Here is an 18,968-nt window from a genome sequence, read left to right as displayed (position 1 = left end):
ACGGGTTTCTATGGGGGCGCTTACTAAAAGCATTGACCGCGCCATCGGGGTGAGTGTCGGTTTTGTGCTGATACCCGTTTTTCTCTGTTGTCGCAGTTCTTCGAAGGTGGTGCCGACGCGCGCAGGTACCGATCCGGTTTCTTCCGCATCCCAGGCGCCGGAGGTGGCGGCGCATCCTGTGCGTGGCACTGCGCTTGACGTACCGGACCGACGCGCAATTCGCACAAAGCTGATGGATCCAAAGATACTCTTCTTGATTGAAACTGCTTCTCCTGCCTCATTGCGCGAGGCAGCTGCGTGCATACAGCGCGATCCGGCCGGATTGACACCGCACAATCGGCTGTACCTCCGCGTGTGTGCTGCGCTTATGCAACTTGTATATCCGCAGGAAGCTGTTTCTTGGCATGTGCCGCTGTACAACACCGCGCATCCGTACCTGACTGCGCTCGATGACGTGGAAAAAGGTACGTATCCGCTCATTCCTGGAGAACCGGATTTTTTTTCGGATATCATTCCCCCGCTGACTCTGTTGAAAAAACGCCTTCCTGATGAGGTACACGCAGATTGCCGAGAACGCCTGACGCGCGCACGCACGCAGGCGCCGCACTCTCTCCTTCCGTTCCTGCTCTTTGGGTATTTGCACGAGCAGCACGGAGAGCTCTCTGAAGCGGAGTCAGCGTACCGCAGCGCATGGGAAAAAGACGCATCCTGCTATCCTGCAGGCATCTGCTATGCGCGCATGCTGGTACAGCGCGGTGAGACTGCCCTGGCACTGCCCATTGCGCGCCTATTGCTTCACCGTTTCCCGAAAGACCGAGCAGTGCAGCTTTTGCAGGCGCAAATTCACAGCGCGCGTCAAGAATGGAGCGCCGCGCAACCGTACGTTGCAGCGCTGTTGCGTCAACAGCCTGAGGACAATGCGGCGCTTTTGCTACACATTCGTATCTTGGTGGCTCAGCGGGAGTATCAGAAGGCTCACGCGTCCCTTGACTCTTTTGCAGAGCGTGACAGTTCGGATAAAACGTACTTGCTCTTGCGTGCGCAGGTGGCAAAGGAATGGAGCAAAAATGACGCGTCTGCGCACGACTTTTTGCAGCAGGCATATCGCTTGTATCCGCGTGATGTGCAGGTGCTCCTTGCGTGTGCGCAGCACTGCTTTGAGACCGGTCACTCGCTTGCACAAAAAAACATGCGAAGCTTTATCGCGCTGGTGCTCCGCGCCGATGCGCATAACGCTCAAGCGCTCCGTTTATTGACGCAGTATGAACTGGCGCAGGGTAACTGGGAACAGGCAGTGTCGCGCGCGGAGCGTTTGAATACCGCATATCCGAGTGAGGCTCATCAAGAATTACTTATTCGCGCGTACAGTGGTTCAGGTCGTGCGCAGGAGGCGATTTCTCTTGCGCGGCGTTTATATCATTCGGCACAGCCTCCGTCTGAGACGGTCATCGTCTTGTACTTAGATACGTTGTATGAGGCGCGTCATTACCGGGAGATCCGTGCGGTGATTGCAGCTCGGAGTGCGTCCGCGCGTGGTACGCTGCGGTCGATATTTTCGTACTATGAAGCGTTGTTGTCAGTGCACGAGGAGGAGCGATTAAGTTTATTGCGTGCAAGTTTGCTTTCAGATCCGCGCAATGGACGCACTCTTTTTGCGTTATATGAATGGTACCGAAAGAAAAAGGATTTCCGCAAAGCGCAGTACTATTTGCATCAGGTGATTGCACTGGATCCGAACAATGCGCAGCACCGTGCGCTGTCTAAGCAGCTGGATACCTTGATTGGGCAGTAGTGTTAGAAAAGAAGGGTGAGGGGGCTACTAGACAGGGCCGGGGGGGGGGTGAGGTAGCATGGGGTGCATGCGGTGGGGGAGTGTGCTGTGTGTGGTGGTGGGGGTAGGAGCGAGCGGGGGAGTGCTCGGACAGGAGTTTTCCCCGAAGCTAACTGGCTCTGCCACACTTGAGTGGGGCATCAGCTATGGCAAGGGGGTAGGCAGTCATGGCCAGGCCCCTGGTGCAGTTATGGGCACCGGTCCCTACAATCTGAAGCACGGGTTTCGTACTACCAACACGGTGGGAGTATCCTTTCCCCTGGTTATGCGCACCACCCACACGCGCCGTGGGCAGCACCCGGCACTGTATGCGGAGCTGAAGGTGGCGGACCTGCAGGCGGACCTGAGTCAGGGGAAGGCAGGTTTTGCCGTTAAGCGCAAGGGGAAGGTAGAGGCGACACTACACTGTTATGGGGCCTACCTGACGATTGGGAAGAACCCCACGTTTCTGACGAACTTTGCCCGGCTGTGGAAGCCGTGGGTGACAGCGCAGTACCAGGAGGATGCGGTACAGTATGCGCCGGGGTTTGGGGGTTTAGGCGGCAAGGTTGGGTATCGGGCACAGGACATTGGGGGCAGTGGGGTCAGCCTTGATGTGGGGTTTCTCTCCTTTGCCTCTAACGGTGCCTGGGATAGTACTGACCCCACGCACAGTAAGTATGGCTTTGGGGCAGACTTGAAGCTAATGTATGCGCGTGCAGGACACCCTCTGTGCACGGTAGAGCTTGCCAGCAATGTTACGCTAGAAGACGGATACCTCATCGGTGCACAGAAGGACGCAAACAATCAGAACAAGGATAAACTGCTGTGGAATGTAGGGGGCCGACTCACCCTCGAACCAGGCGCCGGCTTCCGCTTCTCCTTCGCCCTCGACGCCGGTAACCAACACCAGAGTGCACAGGACTTTCAAAATCGCACACAGAGGGCGCAGAGTGAACTCACCGCCCTCTCAAATAACCTCTTCCAGGGAGAAAGTCAAAAACAGGAAGCCTGGGTAACCCAGGTAGTGCAACAGGCGACGCAGACAGTAACGGCTGGAGTTCGAAGCGCGCTGGAATCTCGGGGGACTACGTACATAAACGCGCTAGAGGCAGTTCAGCCTAATCCTGCTAAACCTACCGGTAAGGTTGTGCAAAATCTTCACACCCCGCAGGGAAGTCCGCCGAACCTGCCGCCGCTTCCTGCACTTCCTGCATTTTCCCTGATGGGGCAGGTTTTGCTGCAGTACGATGCGGAGCAGGTGGTGAAGGGGTTTGAGCAGGTACAGACGCAAATCGTCACTGAAATTAATCAGAAAGTGCAAGCGGCTGTGGCAAAAAATAATGCAAACATGCAAGCGGTCGGGGGTAGTCTAGGCGATACTGCGAGAATGGTAGGCGAAGCGCTCATTAAGCAGCAACTATCACGTAAGCAGAACAGCATTCTGACCATGGTGAGCGTGCAAGATGAGGTGAAACAGGATCTGGCAGATTTAGTGCCGATGATGCGAACGGAAATAACGGCGTTTTTCGCGAGTGTCCAGCAACACATAACCGAAGAAGTGAAGAAGAAGACGGATGCGTTGAATGCGGGGCAGCAGATACGTCAGGCTATACAGAACCTGCGTGCGTCTGCATGGCGTGCCTTTCTAATGGGAGTCAGCGCCGTGTGTCTGTATCTTGACACCTACAATGTCGCCTTCGATGCGCTGTTTACGGCGCAGTGGAAGTGGCTGTCTTCTGGCATATACTTTGCCACAGCACCGGCAAACGTTTTTGGCACCAGGGTGTTAGATAACACCATCGCAAGCTGTGGCGACTTTGCCGGATTCCTTAAGCTCGAAACTAAGAGCGGTGACCCCTACACCCACCTGCTCACCGGCCTGGACGCCGGCGTTGAAACACGCGTGTACATCCCCCTCACCCATGACCTGTACAAAAATAATAACGGGAACCCTCTCCCTTCCGGCGGTTCCTCAGGGCACATTGGCCTGCCGGTGGTGGGGAAGGCGTGGTGTAGCTATCGCATCCCGGTGCAGGATTACGGCTGGGTGAAGCCAAGCGTTACGGTCCATGCCTCTACCAACCGTGCACACCTGAATGCCCCTGCTGCAGGTGGAGCAGTAGGAGCTACCTATCTAACCAAGGAGTACTGTGCACAGCTGCGTGCTGGTATTTCAGCCAGTCTCATAGAGAAGACGGTATTCTCCCTTGATTGGGAACAGGGTATGCTCTCTGATGTCCCGTACCTGCTGGTGTCCGAGTGCCTCACCCAGGGAATCGGCCGCATCGTGTGCGGCGTCACCCTCTCCTGGTAGTCACACGCGGCTAGACGGGTGGGGGGGGTGAGGTAGAAGTGAGAGGAGGGGGAGTGAGTGGGCAGGCAGGTGATGCAAGCGGGGGTACTTGCGGGCATGGTATGTGCTGCTTCTGGTTATGCAGGCGTACTCACTCCGCAGGTCAGTGGCACAGCCCAGCTCCAGTGGGGCATTGCGTTCCAGAAGAATCCACGCACTGGCCCGGGCAAGCACACCCATGGGTTTCGCACTACCAATAGTCTGACTATTTCCCTGCCGTTGGTGTCAAAGCACACCCACACCCGCCGAGGGGAGGCACGCTCAGGGGTGTGGGCACAGCTGCAGCTGAAGGACCTGGCAGTAGAGCTTGCGTCTTCTAAAAGCTCAACGGCCCTGTCCTTTACCAAACCTACCGCTTCCTTCCAGGCAACCCTGCACTGTTATGGGGCCTACCTGACAGTGGGTACCAGTCCTTCCTGTGTGGTTAACTTTGCCCAGCTGTGGAAACCCTTTGTCACCCGTGCCTATTCAGAAAAGGACACTCGCTATGCCCCTGGTTTCTCCGGCTCCGGGGCAAAACTCGGCTACCAGGCCCACAATGTGGGAAACAGCGGAGTAGATGTGGACATCGGTTTCCTCTCCTTCCTTTCCAATGGTGCCTGGGATAGTACTGACACCACGCACAGCAAGTATGGCTTCGGGGCCGATGCAACGCTTTCCTATGGCGTCGACCGTCAGCGGCTGCTTACGTTGGAGCTGGCAGGGAATGCCACACTGGAGCAGCACTACCGTAAGGGTACCGAAGACTCCACGAACGAAAACAAAACAGCACTCCTGTGGGGAGTAGGAGGCCGACTCACCCTCGAACCAGGCGCCGGCTTCCGCTTCTCCTTCGCCCTCGACGCCGGTAACCAACACCAGGACCCTGCCGATGCAGGTAATCGCCTTCTGGCAACGGGGAGCTCACGGGAGAAGTTTGACAGCGCGTTCGATGCCCTCAGGGTGGAGCAATACCGTGTAAAGGATAAGTATCTTGAATTTTTGCTGGGACAGATGGCGGAGTCCTCGATTCTCGAGCGGGTGGGGCTTGCCCTCACGCTGCAGGACGGTACGCTCGTCTCTACGCTGACGAAGGTTGCCACTGATAGTGGAGATCGGTTTATCCAAATGGCGTTGGTAAAACTCTTGCCCCAGAGGGCGCAGGCGGAGCAGAGACTACAGGAGATTGTGGCGCCGAGTCAGTCGGACATCGTGCTTATCATGCTGCTAACCTGGCTTGAGCGTGCACGGCTGGACCGGTTCAATGCTGATGCGCTGCTTACGGCGCAGTGGACCTATGTGTCGGCTGGACTGTATGGGGCGACGGCGGGTACCAATGTATTTGGTAAGCGCGTGCTGCCTGCGCTGCGGTCCTGGCATTTTGATTTTGCCGGATTCCTCAAACTCGAAACCAAAAGCGGTGACCCCTACACCCACCTGCTCACCGGCCTGAACGCCGGCGTCGAAGCACGCGTGTACATCCCCCTCACCTACATCCGTTACAGAAATAACGGAGGGTACGAACTGAATGGAGCTGTGCCCCCTGGGACTATCAATATGCCAATTTTGGGGAAGGCGTGGTGCAGCTATCGCATCCCCCTCGGTTCCCACGCCTGGCTTACACCGCATACATCCGTGCTCGGCACAACCAATCGCTTTAACGTTATTAACCCCGCGTACACCCTGTTGAATGAACGAGCGCTCCAGTACCAGGTGGGACTGACGTTCAGTCCCTTCGAGAAGGTGGAGCTCAGCGCCCAGTGGGAACAGGGGGTGCTTGCTGACGCTCCTTACATGGGTATTGCCGAGAGTATGTGGTCTGAGCGTTACTTTGGCACGTTTATCTGTGGGGTGAAGGTGGTTTGGTGAGGGGTTGTCGTGTGGGCCAGAGAACGGGTACGGTGGGGGTGCGCGTTTTCCCCGTGGGGCTGTGCGCGCTCAGTTTACAGGCGAGGGATTGCAGGGGTATGTGCGGGAAGCGTCTGGGTAAAGTGATGGTGCTCGGGTGTATGTTGCCGGGTGTGGCGGCGCGTGTTTCTCTCTCCCCCAAGCTCGGGGTGTACGGGGACGCACGCGGCGGTTCTGACCTGTGGGGCATCTGCATACAAGCTCCCACAATGCCAGATACAGAGAACCAGGCGCCTCCGCGCTATGCGCCGGAGACACCGTTGGTGGGGCTGGACGTGGCGTTCCGTGCGGAAAATGGCTTCCTGCTCCAACTGACGGTGGACGCGGCACTCACGCGTTTAATGTTCTGCGGCCGGTGTTTGGCCGGTTATTCGTTCAGACCGGGGGAAGGTAGTACGCATCTGTCGGTAGCGGCGGGTTTTGAGTGCACCGCGCTCATCTACGATAGCCAGCACTTTCTTTCGGTTCTTGGGCAGGGCTTACTGCAGCCGAGCAGCTCGTCTTATTCAGCCGGTAACTGGCACCGCCCACGTTCATTGCTTGGCGTGCTAACGTGCACTGCCAAGGAGGTAGGCGCCATACACGAAGAGTCGCGTATTAAAGGGGTCTGTCAGAACTATGCGGTGCCGGTGCAGCTGGGGGTGCAGCACTACTTTGGCGCGCATTGGGGGATAGACGCGACGGCTACCGTTTCGTTTGGCATTGACACCAAGCTGGCTAAGTTCCGCATCCCGTATACGTTGCGCGTTGGCCCGGTCTTCCGCACCTAGGGGAGGCGCCGGGAGGAACGGGTCCTGTCGAAGAATTGCGGGGAGGAGTGAAGGTATGTGGAGAAAATGTCTGGGTAAAGTGGTGCTACTCGGGTGTGCGTTGCCGTGCGTGGCCGCGCGTATTTCTGTCTCTCCCAAGCTGGGGGCGTATGGGGACGCACGTGGCGGTCCTGACCTGTGGGGCTTGTGTATTAAGGCGACCGATGCAGAGGAGGTAAGTGGGGATCCCGATGACACGGAGATGGAGTATTTACCTCCCCGTTATGCGCCGGAGACGCCGCTGGTGGGACTCGATGTGGCGTTCCGTGCGGAGAATGGTTTTCTGCTCCAGCTGACGGTGGACGCGGCGCTCACCCGCCTGATGTTCCGTGGTCAGTGTTTGGCCGGTTATTCGTTCAGGCCGGGGGGGGGTAAATACGTATCTGTCGGTAGCGGCGGGTTTTGAGTGCACTGCGCTCATCTACGACAGCTACCATTACATCACCATCCAGGCCCCCAATGAGGGTTCGGTGTGTTCGTTCGAACATGGAGGGTGGTACGTTCCAAAGACAGTGCTGAGCCTGCTGAGGCGCCGGAAGTGTCAGGATGCTAGGGCTGAGTCTGAGGAATTGGGCATCACGGGGATTTGCCAGAACTACGCGGTGCCGGTGCAGCTGGGGGTGCAGCACTACTTTGGCGCGCATTGGGGGATAGATGCGACGGCTACCGTTTCGTTTGGCGTTGACACCAAGCTGGCTAAGTTCCGCATCCCGTATACGTTGCGCGTTGGCCCGGTCTTCCGCACCTGAGCGGGTGCGCGCTCAGCGTGCCCCGTTTAGAAGGAGGCCGAGCGCTCCTCTACCGAACCGTCTGCGTGCGCAACAAAGACGCGTACGGTTCGCTCGGTGAACAAGCCATTTTCAATGACCCCCGGCAGTGCATTGAGCGCGCGTTCCATGTCTTGCGGGGTGCGCGTCGGGAGCGATTGCCACCGCGCGTCTAAAATAAAATTTCCGTGGTCAGTCACTACCGGTCCTTTTTTTCTTACCGCTTCGCGTATGTGCACGGACAACCCCCAATCCTGAAGCGTGCGCATCACGCTCATGCGGGCCTCAGGCACCACTTCGATAGGGAGCGCTGCGCGCGTACCTAAGGTTTCTACCACCTTTGTTTCGTCTACGATGATAACAAAGTGCGCGCTGTTGTATGCAGCGATCTTTTCTTGCAAAAGCGCAGCTCCACCGCCTTTGATGACAAAATTTTGGGTGTCAATTTCATCCGCGCCGTCGATAGTCACATCCAGTTTGCCCCCAATCCGTTTTGAACTGAGAGAAAAAAGGGGGATGTTGTACCGCTCACATATGAGCGCTGTTTGAAAACTAGTGGGCACTGCCGCTATGTCAGAGAGAGTGCCGCGTGCAAGGTGATCTGCGATGCGTTTTACCGCAGGCATTGCCGTAGAGCCCGTCCCAAGGCCAATACTCATGTGCGCGTGCAGCACCCCCTCTTGAACGAGGGTGTCCACGCTGCGCTGGGCAACCAGCAATTTCTGCGCGGTAACGTCTAATGGGGTGTTCGTCGTCGTGTTCCTCTCGTGCATAGCTTTTTCCACAAGTGCACTCACGCGTCTGTATCCTTTTTGTGGTGCAAAAGAATATCTGCATTGTGCCAGCTGAGGGTTGCGCACTTAATGCGCGCAGGCATGGATGCAAAACAGGCGAGGATGCACGCGTCCTGTAGGTGTGCCCGCTCCTGGTCTGTGAGGCACTGCTGTGCCATCATGTGAAAGAACAGCGCAACCGTTTTTTGCGCCTGCGCCACTGACGCACCCTTGATCAGTTCGATGAGTATATTTGTAGAAGCGGTGGACACCGCACAACCGGTACCTAAAAAGGCTACATCAGCGATGCGATCACCTTCTCTCTTTATCAAGAGCGTGAGGTCATCGCCACAACTGGGATTATGACCCCGCTCGATGCCTACCGGCCCTTCTAACACCCTGCGGTGTTCCTGCTTGCGTGCGTACTCGAGCAGCACCTGTCGGTATATCGCTTCTGCGTTCATAGGGAGATCTCCTTAGAGAAAGGCAGCGAATGCCAGGAAGGCGCACTGGCCTAGCTGCATTGAAAAATCCTGCCCACGGCGTGCAACGCACGCGTCAGCGCCTCTACATCCTCCATGGTATTGTATATGCAGAAACTTGCACGGCAACAGGACTGAATGCTCAAGTGCGTCATGAAAGGCTTACTACAGTGATCGCCGCTGCGAACCATCACGCCTTCTTCGCCCAAGATATGCGCAGTATCGTGCGAGTGCACGTTCTTCACGTTGAATGCAATGATGCCTAGGCGCTCGCGTGCGCGCGCATGGTACGTTTCAAGGAAGGGAAGCTCCTCCAGCCGCGCAAGGAGTGCAGCATCCAGCGCATGTACGGACGCGCGGACTGCGCTGCTCTCTAGGGACTCGCAATACTCAATCGCTGCACACAGTGACACGACAGCTGCAGTATTCGCGCTACCTCCCTCGTACTTATGCGGCGCACCCTTAAAGACACTTTCCTGTTCAGTCACAAAATCCACCATGCCTCCCCCATACAAAAAAGGAGGCATGGATTCCAGGAGCGTGTGCGGTGCGCACAATACGCCGACGCCAAAAAGAGAGAACATCTTATGGCCGGAGAAAACAAAGAAGTCGCAGCCTAAATCTGCAACATTTGGCACGCCGTGCACCATAGCCTGTGCTCCGTCAATGACCACCACTGCACCGACTTGGTGTGCAAGTGCGGTCAATTCCTGTGCAGGATTTACCGCGCCGGTGGCATTGACAACGGCAGAGAAGGACACAATCTTAGTGCACGCTCGTATCTTTTTCTGCGCTTCTTGTATATCCAAATTTCCTTCGGCGTCTGGATACAGCCACTGTATCGTTGCACCTGTGCAGCGGCACACGTGCTGCCACGGTACGATATTTGCGTGATGATTGGAGATAGCAAGAACGATCTCGTCTCCTGCGCGCAGGCGTGGCAGCGCGTAACAGTGAGCGATGATGTTGAGCGATTCGGTGCAACTCTTTGTAAAAACGATATCGTGCGTTGGCGCTGCGTTGATAAACTGCGCTGTTTTCTTCCGGGTGTTTTCTATAAGGAGCGCTGATTCAACTGCAAGTTCATGGGAGCCTCTGCCTGCGTTCCCATTCAGATGGGTGTGGTAGTGCATAACGCGCTCTAGCACCGGCGCAGGGCGTTGGGTTGTGGCCGCGCTGTCTAGGTAGTGGACGCGGGGACTGCGCAACAGCAGGGGAAAGTCTGCTTTATAATTGGGGCCGCTCATGCCTTGCGCTTCCTATGTGCGCGATCGAGGCTCTCGTCAAAATTACGTACGAGTGTCTCGCGGATGTGAGCGTCATCGATGAGGGCGAATACGGGTTTAAACGCAGCTTCTATGATGAGGCGCTTGGCACCGTACTCATCAAGACCGCGCGACATAAGGTAGTAGAGCACATCGCTGCCGATAGTTTCAAAACTGGCTGCGTGTTCCCCGACAACGTCGTCTTCGTCACAAAAGATAGTGGGGATGCTAACCCCCACGGCAGTTCTGTCAAGCAAAATGGTACGGTCTGAGAACCGTGCTACAGAATGGCTACACCCGCGGTGCAAAAAAATATTTCCACGGAACGTTTTGCGTGCACCGTCTTTTACCACCCCACAGGCGCAGATGTGCGCGTGTGAATTTTTTCCTTCCACGATGAGGTTATGTTCAAGATCCATACGCCGCGCTTTATCAATGAAATACAGTGGGTGAATTTCCACACGTGCCCACTCGTCCCGAAGGAAGGCGGAGTTGGAAACACCTGAGATCTGTGCACCTATTTGTACGTCGTAGCAGCGCACCTGCGCGCTTTCCTGTGCGTGTAGGTGTACCGTTTCAAAGTTCACAGCCGTAGGGTGCGTGTTCTGTACTTTGATTAACTCTACCGATGCGCCACGCCCCACCTGCACGCTTACCAAACCATTCCTGAACGGAGCACGCTCAAGCGCTTGCGGACCGACGAGTGCGGGAGCATCCTGTGGGGTATACCCCTGCGCGTCCACACAGACGAGGACTTTTACGCGCGCCCCTTCCTGTATATCAAGAAAGGTCTGATCGTATAGCACGCGGTTATGCGTGTCCATGGTAAAACGGATGAGTACATGCACCGTCTCAGATGTGCGCGGCACACTCAGATACACCCCTGCATTTCGTTTTTCCTTTACTTCTTGTACATACGCTTCCCCCAGACCGCAGTGGCGCTGACGATCGCGTGTGCGAAAGTCAAACGCGCGCGCCGCCCTTTCTGGCTCGGTGCAAAGAAAATGCTCTATGGATGATGAGCGCACAAGCGCTGAGCTAGAAGTAACCTGTGTTCTGGAAAAAGGCTGAGAAGCAACGTCCTGCGCGTGATACCCGAGCCGTTTAAAAAATTCCCTTTTTTTCATACTGCTGTGCGCCCTCAGGAAGGGAGTTAGCCGATCGCTCCCTCAAGTTCAATGGAAATAAGGTTATTCAGTTCAACGGCGTACTCAAGAGGCAATTCCTTTGAGACGGGTTCTACGAACCCTCTGACGATAAGAGAGATGGCAGTCTGCTCATCAAGCCCGCGCTGCATGAGATAAAAAACGACGCGGTCACTGATTCTGCCGATTTTTGCCTCATGTCCGATATCAACGTTATCCGTACGTACATCAATGATGGGGATGGTATCCGTATGCGACTGGTTATCGAGCATGAGGGACTCGCACTCAGCGACCGCTTTTGCCCCGTCAGCCTTTGGACCGATGGAAAGCAACCCGCGGTAGTTTGCCGTTCCGCCATTCTTTGATATGGATCGAGCATGTACCTCCGATACCGTGTTCCTGCCCAGGTGCACTGTTTTTGTTCCAGTATCGAGGTACTGTCCTGCAGAAGCAAAAGTGATGCCGGTGAACTCGCTGCGCGAGCGATCTCCTCTGAGGATACTCATCGGATATAACATCGTGACGCGGGAACCAAAGGAGCCTGAGATCCACTCGATGACGCCGTCTTCGTCCACAATGGCGCGCTTGGTATTGAGGTTGTACAGGTTTCGTGACCAGTTTTCTATGGTGGAATAGCGTAGGCGCGCGTTCTTTTTTACGTACAGCTCCACGGCGCCTGCGTGCAACGCATTTTTGTAGTACTTCGGCGCGCTACACCCTTCGATGAAGTGGAGGGATGCGCCTTCATCCACAATGATGAGCGTGTGCTCAAATTGCCCGGATTGATTTGCATTCAAGCGGAAGTAGGACTGCAGGGGTAAGTCCACCTGCACCCCTTTGGGCACATACACGAACGACCCGCCTGACCACACCGCTCCGTGCAGTGCAGCAAACTTGTGCTCGTTCGGTTTAATCAGATGCATAAAGTGCGCGCGGACAATGTCTTCGTGCTTGTGCACGGCAGACTCCATGTCGAGGTACACCACTCCCTGTTGTTCTAAGTCTGCCCGGAGGTTGTGGTACACCACCTCTGAGTCGTACTGCGCTCCTACTCCTGCAAGGGATCTTCGCTCCGCCTCAGGAATACCGAGGCGATCAAAAGTCTTCTTTATCTCCTCTGGGACGTCATCCCAACTTTCTGCGATTGGCTTAAAATCGGAGACAATGTAGTGGACAATCTCTTGGATATCAAGGTCAGAGATATCCGCGCCCCACTCTGGCATGGGTCGCTTCATAAAATAGCGCAAGGATCTGAGACGCAAGTCGAGCATCCACTGTGGCTCCCGCTTGCGACGCGAAATTTTCTCTACAACCTGAGCGTTCAAACCCTTACCGGTTGAGTAGGTGTAGGTAACGGCGTCTTTTACATCGTAAATACCTCGCTTGATGTCCGATACGTACGTTCGCCTGCGCGGCTGTAAAAGCTGTCTCTGTTGCTGTGTATTCATACGCGCTTCCTCTAAGCGGTGGATATGCGGTCTGCTGGCGTGGGGGCAGCGCGCCTCCACAAAAGGATAACTTACTTTTTCTATTCCGGAGAAACGGGCGTGCCTCCTTGTTCGCCTGCACGGGGCGTGGCAAAGTCAGCGTAACCGTGTTCAACCACGTAGTGCACCAAACTCACGTCACCGGTCTTCACGATGGTACCGTCGACGAGGATGTGCACCACGTCAGGCTTAATGTACTCGAGAACTTCTCGGTGATGGGTGATGATCAGGAATCCCATATCGGGCGTACGGATATCGTCAATGCCCTCGAAGACAATGCGCGTAGCGTCAACATCAAGTCCTGAATCCGTCTCGTCAAGTATGGCCAGTTTGGGCTCAAGAACAGCGAGCTGAAGTATTTCGTTCTTTTTTTTCTCTCCCCCAGAGAATCCTACATTCAGGCCGCGCGAGGCGTACGCCTCACTGATGCGCAAGCGAGCAAGCTTCGCACGCAACTGCGTGTGAAAGTCGAGCACGGAAACTTTAGTACCAAGAACCGCCTCTTTTGCCGCGCGGAGAAACTCCTCGACCGAAAGACCGGGGACTTCCTCAGGAGTTTGGAACGAGAGAAAAATACCCCGCCGAGCGCGCTCGTACACAGGCACGTCGTTGATACACTGCCCTTGAAAATAAATTTCCCCACGTTCGATAGTGCAGTGGGGATTTCCCACGATGGTGCCTGCAAGAGTGGACTTGCCTGCACCGTTCGGTCCCATGACGGCGTGCACCTCGCCGGTATTCAGGGTTAGGTTGAGACTTTTGAGGATGGGCCTATCCGCAATGGACATACACAGGTCGCGGATATCGAGGAGTGTGGGCATGAGCGGCTCCTGCAAGGAGTAAACTGAGCAGGAGTATACGTACATTCGAATGTATGTTGCAAGGGAAAGAGACCACGCATCCTGCACAGGAAACACATACAGGTTTAATACCGTGCGCAGTGTATGTCCTACCTTGGCGTTCTACCAGTTAATAGTCATTCCGCACACGAAGGTGCCAAAATACCTACGGGAAGTAACGGTTTCCGTAATAACCATGTAGGGCGTTGGTTCCAACTGTCCCTGCTCCCACTGTGCGTGAAGCGTCACTTTTTCAATGGGAGAGAGCGTCAGGCCCACCTGGTACTGCACGCAACGCTCATGAACTAGATTTTCTGTCTTAAGATTATAGTTGAAGCGATTCGTGGTGCCGTATACGGCAAGCGAAGGTTTAAGCCATGCAGTTTCGCCAAGCGGAATAAGGTAGCGCGCCCACACCTTCCCCATAACGGGCAAGTTGATATGGGTGTCAGGGAGTTTCCACACACCCATTGGAGAGACGTAGTATCCTTTTCCATTGTCTATGTACAGGCCGTGGGTAAGCGGGATATAGCACCGCACGTCCATCCCTGCTTCCAGTCCGTCTATAAGGTGTGTATACGCGTCTCCCGCTTTGGTTTCTACCCGCAGAAAGCCGCCGCCGTCCGTGTGTGTGCTCCCATACGTAGGAAAGACCATGGCCCCAAACACGCTTGCAGGAGCAGTGGCCACGTACACGCCGCAGGCAAACCAGCGCCATTGCAGAGTCAGGAGTGCATCGAGCGCGTAGGTGTCCAGCGCTTGTTGCCAGAGCACTGTCAACAGCGCTGCAAGCAAGGGGTTTGAACTAACTGTCGGGTTCGTCTGTTCTGCTTGTACGATTTTGGTTGCAATATCCCGCACAGAGGATCCGTTAGCGGACATTCCGTTCTTGACACTATCGAGCTTCTGCGCGTACTCAGGCAGCTGCAACACGCGCTGTGCAATGGCATACGCCACCGGCCCTCCGGGGGTGACCTTGGTTTTTTCCATATCGATAAGGATCGGGGCAAGATAGTCGAGCGTTTTCCGACCTGCATAATGGTTACCCATGTCCAGAGCCAACACCACCTTGAAGTCCGAAAGAGGAGTGAGCGTTATGCGCGCGCCTGCATTCCACAGGACGTCATTCTGCCTATAGTGCCTTTTCTGTTTATGGCTGACCCTTTTATAGCCTTTTCCCAGTGTCGCGCTGGCTGCCACTTCTGCCCGTACTAACTCGCGTTTCCACGGCGCATAGCTGAGCGTCGCGTCTGCCCCGAAACCATACTTGCTATGCAGAGCCTCTTCCGCCGCACCTCCAGGGGGAGCAGGAGCAGGGGCAGGCGCGTCCCAGGAACCATTTGAGGCAAAGGAAAGAAAGCAAATATCCAAGCTCACTCCACTTGAGCCTACGTTCTGTGCACGGTAGCCGAGCCTGCCGCCGATGCCATCGAACCCTGGCGCAAACCGCACCTCCTCTTCCTTGTAGAGGTCTGCAAGAAAAGGTTTCCACAGTTGGGCAAAATTGGCGCGAAAGAGGGGAGCGGTGCCGATCGTCATATACGCACCAAAGCAGTGTAGCGTCGCTTCAATAGCGGTTTCTTCTGTGACTAGGGTAAAAGGCTCACCAGGCTTTTTGGTCTGAAAATTTACCTCCAAATCCTTGATAGAAATTTCAGTCCACAAGCCACCGTCAGATAATGTACCTGCGCGCCTTATGCGGTCACTTTTTAAAAACAACGGAACAGTTACACACAAGTGTGTGGTACTGCGGAACCCGTGCGTTATCTGACGAATGCGCGCTTTTTCCTTCTCACTCTCTTCTACTTCCTGTCCCTGCGCTCCATTTCCCTGTATCTGTACGTTCACCACATCTCTGTCGTCGCCATCTCCATTCTCGCGGGGCGGCACGGGAGGCGGCGGACCTACTGCGGGGTCGTAGGGGAGCGTGATACCCCACTGCAACCGGGCAAAGCCTGAAATCCGCGGCGTACTTGCTAAGGTGTGCAGTCTGGTTTCTGCACACAGTCCTGCTGCGGACGACATAAAGAGGAGCGCCCACGTGCCAACTGACCTGACACGCCTCCCTGCTGAGTGTCCAGGGGGATCATGGCAGGAGGAGCGCACAGCCGCCGACGGAGACAGCAGCGTGCGTCGCCGCCGGATTTTGCTTTGAGAGTACAACACCCTGCAGGCATAAAGACAGGGACAGCGTACTCCTTTCATGGCTCCATCCTAAAAGTCCGCAGTGCGCGGCGTACGAGGAAACGGAATAACATCCCGAATATTCCCAAGCCCGGTGACGTACTGCAGCAAGCGCTCGAAGCCGAGTCCAAAACCTGCATGGGGCGCGGTACCAAAGCGACGGAGATCGGTGTACCAGCGATAGTCGTGAGGGTCAAAACCGCTGGCACGGATGCGAGCACAGAGTACTTCAAACTGTTCCTCGCGCTCCGAGCCTCCCATAATCTCCCCTAATCCCGGAACTAGCAGGTCCATGGAACGCACCGTTGTGCCGTCGGCATTGAGCTTCATGTAGAAGGCCTTGATTTCCTTTGGGTAGTCATAGACAATCACCGGGCCGTGGAACACCTCTTCTGTTAAAAAACACTCGTGCTCGCTTTGTAAATCGCATCCCCAGCGTACGGGGAACTCAAAGGAGCGCCCACTGTTCTCCAGTAGTTTAATTGCCTCTGTGTATGTCAGGCGCGTGGCAGGCGCGCGGGCGACGTCTTCGAGCATGCGCGTCAGCTGCCCTGGCGTCCGCACTGGCGGTGTGCGCGCTGTGCTGCGCGCGGCAAGGGGTGTGTCGCCCCGCGCGCTTCGCGCATGCTGCGCTGCGCGCTCGTCAAGGAAGGCTATATCCTGCGCGCAGTCCTTGAGTGCTGCGCGTAGCAGGTACGCCAAAAACTCCTCTGCCACGTCCATGCAGTCAGTGATGCGTGCAAAGGCGATTTCCGGCTCCACCATCCAGAACTCAGAAAGATGGCGGCTAGTATTTGAGTTCTCTGCGCGAAAAGTAGGGCCGAAGGTGTAGATGCGCGTGAGGGCAAGCGCATATGCTTCCCCCTGCAGTTGGCCCGAAACGGTTAGGCGCGCTGCCTTACCAAAAAAGTCGTCCGCGTACGTGAGTGCGTAGGGGTTGCCTGCCGCGCCCGCTGCGTGTGCTTCGCGCGCAATACGCACGGGATCAAAAGTAGTGACGCGAAAGAGCTCGCCTGCACCCTCGCAGTCCGAAGCGGTAATGATCGGTGTGTGCACGTACTGAAAGTGTCGCTCGGAGAAAAAGCGGTGGACAGCGCCTGCAAGTGCACTGCGCACCCGTGCACACGCGGCAAAGGTACTAGTGCGCGCGCGCAGATGGGCGTGCGCACGCAAAAACTCAAAACTATGCGATTTCTTCTGCAAAGGATAGGTTTCAGCAGGCGCCTCGCCAAGAACAGTCAGGTTGCAAGCGCGCAACTCAAGCGCTTGCCCGGCGCCTGGGGAGGGGACGAGTGCACCCTCGGCGCGAATGCAGGCGCCGGTAGTAACGCGTTTGAGCGTTTGAGCGAGCGTTTCCCCCTGGAGGACAGCGTCGCGGACATTAGGGATTTGCTCAGCTTGCGCCCCAGAGGAAAGGGAGGCGGAACACTCGGGCAGGGGAACGGTAACCTGAAGGGTATCAGGGCAAGAACCGTCGCTCAGACTGATAAAGACAGCGCGTTTTGTCTCCCGTTTGGAGCGCACCCAACCGTGAACGCATTCGTGCTGGCCTGAGGGGGGATGAGTCAGAATCTCCTTGAGCAAAGGGTGCATAGCACGCACTCTAACGCTTTTACCCTCTTTGTGGAAGGGCGTGGACCGGCAAGCAGCTGTGACGCCACGGCGCACGCCCTGCGCGGCATCTGCATGGAACGCCGCGCAGGACTGGGGAGAGCGAACCGTGCGAAAAAGCGTCGTTTCATTTCCAGGGAACTTACTCTCTAGATGAGGAGCGGCCGAGGCGCGGTCTTCTGTGACCGGGACCACGCCGTACGACATAGAAAACCAGATGCAAGTAGAGTATCAGAAACACTCCCGCAGAAAGGACGCGCGGGTGAACGATTACCGCGCCTATAAGACTCCACAGGTGCACCCTTTCCATGGCGGATCCCTCGGCATGTGTGTTTCGTTCCTTAAGGATACCTGGGCACAAACCCTTGACGTGGTGCGCAAAATGCTCGACCATGTGCCCGCGCGTGCCGTGCGGCAGTGTCTCGGTCCCGTGTGCATTTTGTACCATAAGTTTCAGGAGGAAATGTCCTATGCAGCAGCGCTTCTTCTTACTCGGTGTCTGCGCTTTTGCTTTTGGCGTCCCGGTTTTTCCCCAGCAGGGCACAGATCCAAGTGTGGGTGCTCAGGCCAGTGCGGGCGACGGAGGCATGATGACCGTCGAGCAAGCCTATCTGAACTCTGCAGAGGGTGTGGTGATCAAAGAGATGGTTGAGAGCAGGGGGCATGATTCAAAGGTGCTCGCGCTCCAGTATATCCAGGAGGCACTTGAAGGCGGACGTGGTTCTGATGACCTCCAGGAGGCGCTAAGTCGGTTGGCCACTGCTGGATTGTTCCGCGTGATCCGTGAGCAAGGGCGTGTGATTAATGATTTCCCCGACATCCGCCTGCGTGCTTGCGAGCTACTCGCCCGGTTGCCTTCGGCTCGTACCAAGGACGCTCTCATCCAAGTCATGTGTGCTGACCGTGAGCCTTCGGTGGTGAGGGCGGCGGTTAAGTCGTTAGGAGAGGTGGGTATCAACGAGCAGGACGAGACAACCGCCACTATTGGCTGGATTAGTCGGAAGTTTTCCGCTATTAACCCGACAGGTTCTCTCGCGCTTGAGATTTTGAACACGTACGAGCGCCTTGCTCCCACGGTGCGCGATAGGCGCGCCGTGGTGGAGTCGATCATGGATATCGCTGCCGACGGGCGCTACGCAGCTGCAGTGCGCGCTCGCGCGCTCGAAGTGGTGAAGGGAGTCGTTTCTGGCGGCAAGTGACCTGCTGAAGGAGAGCGGGCGGACGGCCCCTGAGTTGCCAGCTTGACTGGAAGGAGCGTAGGGCGCGGGGCGCCCGTTTACGTGGGTAAGAGGATGGAAGATGCGGGATTTGAACCCACCGCCTTTGGCTCCGGAGGCCAACGCTCTATCCGAATGAGCTAATCTTCCCTGCTCTGTAACCTGCTGCGGGCCTGGGAAGGTCCACAGAAGAGGCGGGCAACCGTATTCCATACGTCTGATTTTAGTCAAGGTGACCGTGTGTGAGGGGACGCGTTTTTCTGTCCTCTCGAGAATATCCCCGGCGCGTGTGCGTGTGGTGAAAGAGAGAAGGATGAGAGCCTCGGCGCTCTCTGT

At 56.2% G+C, this 18,968-nt stretch carries 15 protein-coding genes and 1 tRNA gene; 7 read left to right on the top strand and 9 right to left on the bottom strand.

Annotated elements, in window-relative coordinates; all coding sequences use genetic code 11:
- The first annotated feature begins 10 nt into the window (after nt 1-10).
- The 6 genes from TPANIC_RS03075 to TPANIC_RS03050 all read left to right on the top strand — a co-directional run bounded on the left by TPANIC_RS03075 (nt 11) and on the right by TPANIC_RS03050 (nt 7,611).
- Nucleotides 11-1,792 carry a tetratricopeptide repeat protein gene (locus tag TPANIC_RS03075; RefSeq protein ID WP_010882068.1) on the top strand — a complete coding sequence of 594 codons (1,782 nt, stop codon included), beginning with the start codon at nt 11-13 and terminating at the stop codon, nt 1,790-1,792.
- 58 nt (nt 1,793-1,850) lie between these two features.
- Nucleotides 1,851-4,127, top strand: coding sequence for a major outer sheath N-terminal domain-containing protein (locus TPANIC_RS03070; RefSeq protein WP_010882067.1), 2,277 nt, complete (start codon nt 1,851-1,853; stop codon nt 4,125-4,127).
- 57 nt (nt 4,128-4,184) lie between these two features.
- Nucleotides 4,185-6,014, top strand: a complete 1,830-nt coding sequence (locus TPANIC_RS03065; protein ID WP_014342810.1) for a major outer sheath N-terminal domain-containing protein — start codon at nt 4,185-4,187, stop codon at nt 6,012-6,014.
- 98 nt (nt 6,015-6,112) lie between these two features.
- Nucleotides 6,113-6,823: a DUF2715 domain-containing protein gene (locus tag TPANIC_RS03060; RefSeq protein WP_310794688.1), complete on the top strand. Its 711-nt coding sequence runs from the start codon at nt 6,113-6,115 to the stop codon at nt 6,821-6,823.
- Nucleotides 6,824-6,878: 55 nt separating this feature from the next.
- Entirely contained in the window at nt 6,879-7,268 is a 390-nt protein-coding gene (locus TPANIC_RS03055; protein ID WP_014342809.1) for a DUF2715 domain-containing protein, read from the top strand.
- A gap of 40 nt (nt 7,269-7,308) precedes the next feature.
- Nucleotides 7,309-7,611, top strand: a complete 303-nt coding sequence (locus tag TPANIC_RS03050; RefSeq protein WP_353739586.1) for a DUF2715 domain-containing protein — start codon at nt 7,309-7,311, stop codon at nt 7,609-7,611.
- Between the two features lie 26 nt (nt 7,612-7,637).
- Here TPANIC_RS03050 and rpiA read toward each other — a convergent pair whose 3' ends face one another.
- From rpiA to asnS, 8 genes are all read right to left on the bottom strand, one after another.
- Nucleotides 7,638-8,402: a ribose-5-phosphate isomerase RpiA gene (rpiA, locus tag TPANIC_RS03045; RefSeq protein WP_010882062.1), complete on the bottom strand. Its 765-nt coding sequence runs from the start codon at nt 8,400-8,402 to the stop codon at nt 7,638-7,640.
- Between the two features lie 20 nt (nt 8,403-8,422).
- Entirely contained in the window at nt 8,423-8,866 is a 444-nt protein-coding gene (gene sufU / locus TPANIC_RS03040) for a Fe-S cluster assembly sulfur transfer protein SufU (protein WP_010882061.1), read from the bottom strand.
- 50 nt (nt 8,867-8,916) lie between these two features.
- The gene (locus TPANIC_RS03035) at nt 8,917-10,131 is read right to left on the bottom strand and encodes a cysteine desulfurase (RefSeq protein ID WP_010882060.1); all 1,215 of its coding nucleotides are present in this window, start codon (nt 10,129-10,131) and stop codon (nt 8,917-8,919) included.
- Entirely contained in the window at nt 10,128-11,276 is a 1,149-nt protein-coding gene (gene sufD / locus TPANIC_RS03030) for a Fe-S cluster assembly protein SufD (protein ID WP_010882059.1), read from the bottom strand. Before sufD ends, TPANIC_RS03035 begins: the two co-directional genes overlap by 4 nt.
- A 26-nt stretch (nt 11,277-11,302) precedes the next feature.
- Nucleotides 11,303-12,742, bottom strand: a complete 1,440-nt coding sequence (sufB, locus tag TPANIC_RS03025) for a Fe-S cluster assembly protein SufB (protein ID WP_010882058.1) — start codon at nt 12,740-12,742, stop codon at nt 11,303-11,305.
- An 80-nt stretch (nt 12,743-12,822) separates the two neighbouring features.
- Nucleotides 12,823-13,602, bottom strand: a complete 780-nt coding sequence (gene sufC / locus TPANIC_RS03020; RefSeq protein WP_010882057.1) for a Fe-S cluster assembly ATPase SufC — start codon at nt 13,600-13,602, stop codon at nt 12,823-12,825.
- A gap of 141 nt (nt 13,603-13,743) precedes the next feature.
- Entirely contained in the window at nt 13,744-15,825 is a 2,082-nt protein-coding gene (locus TPANIC_RS03015; RefSeq protein WP_010882056.1) for a major outer sheath N-terminal domain-containing protein, read from the bottom strand.
- Nucleotides 15,826-15,834: 9 nt separating this feature from the next.
- On the bottom strand, nt 15,835-17,406 hold the full coding sequence (gene asnS, locus TPANIC_RS03010) for an asparagine--tRNA ligase (protein WP_010882055.1): 1,572 nt from the start codon (nt 17,404-17,406) through the stop codon (nt 15,835-15,837).
- A 317-nt stretch (nt 17,407-17,723) separates the two neighbouring features.
- Between asnS and TPANIC_RS03000 the strand changes: the two genes are divergently transcribed.
- Nucleotides 17,724-18,614: a HEAT repeat domain-containing protein gene (locus tag TPANIC_RS03000; protein ID WP_010882054.1), complete on the top strand. Its 891-nt coding sequence runs from the start codon at nt 17,724-17,726 to the stop codon at nt 18,612-18,614.
- A 94-nt stretch (nt 18,615-18,708) separates the two neighbouring features.
- Here the strand turns inward: TPANIC_RS03000 and TPANIC_RS02995 are convergent.
- Nucleotides 18,709-18,782: transfer RNA gene (locus tag TPANIC_RS02995), tRNA-Arg, on the bottom strand.
- Nucleotides 18,783-18,968: the final 186 nt, after the last annotated feature.

It is taken from the genome of Treponema pallidum subsp. pallidum str. Nichols, from assembly GCF_000410535.2.
Classification (GTDB): domain Bacteria; phylum Spirochaetota; class Spirochaetia; order Treponematales; family Treponemataceae; genus Treponema; species Treponema pallidum.
The sequence above is the reverse complement of the archived record's forward strand: the minus strand, read 5'-3'. Positions and strand labels throughout refer to the sequence as shown.

Bases quoted from the DNA above. Each gene is read 5' to 3' on its own strand.
- TPANIC_RS03075 (WP_010882068.1), top strand. From the start codon at position 11: ATGGGGGCGCTTACTAAAAGCATTGACCGCGCCATCGGGGTGAGTGTC.
- TPANIC_RS03070 (WP_010882067.1), top strand. From the start codon at position 1,851: ATGGGGTGCATGCGGTGGGGGAGTGTGCTGTGTGTGGTGGTGGGGGTA.
- TPANIC_RS03060 (WP_310794688.1), top strand. From the start codon at position 6,113: ATGTGCGGGAAGCGTCTGGGTAAAGTGATGGTGCTCGGGTGTATGTTG.
- TPANIC_RS03055 (WP_014342809.1), top strand. From the start codon at position 6,879: ATGTGGAGAAAATGTCTGGGTAAAGTGGTGCTACTCGGGTGTGCGTTG.
- rpiA (WP_010882062.1), bottom strand. From the start codon at position 8,402: ATGCACGAGAGGAACACGACGACGAACACCCCATTAGACGTTACCGCG.
- sufU (WP_010882061.1), bottom strand. From the start codon at position 8,866: ATGAACGCAGAAGCGATATACCGACAGGTGCTGCTCGAGTACGCACGC.
- TPANIC_RS03035 (WP_010882060.1), bottom strand. From the start codon at position 10,131: ATGAGCGGCCCCAATTATAAAGCAGACTTTCCCCTGCTGTTGCGCAGT.
- sufD (WP_010882059.1), bottom strand. From the start codon at position 11,276: ATGAAAAAAAGGGAATTTTTTAAACGGCTCGGGTATCACGCGCAGGAC.
- sufB (WP_010882058.1), bottom strand. From the start codon at position 12,742: ATGAATACACAGCAACAGAGACAGCTTTTACAGCCGCGCAGGCGAACG.
- sufC (WP_010882057.1), bottom strand. From the start codon at position 13,602: ATGCCCACACTCCTCGATATCCGCGACCTGTGTATGTCCATTGCGGAT.
- TPANIC_RS03015 (WP_010882056.1), bottom strand. From the start codon at position 15,825: ATGAAAGGAGTACGCTGTCCCTGTCTTTATGCCTGCAGGGTGTTGTAC.
- TPANIC_RS03000 (WP_010882054.1), top strand. From the start codon at position 17,724: ATGGCGGATCCCTCGGCATGTGTGTTTCGTTCCTTAAGGATACCTGGG.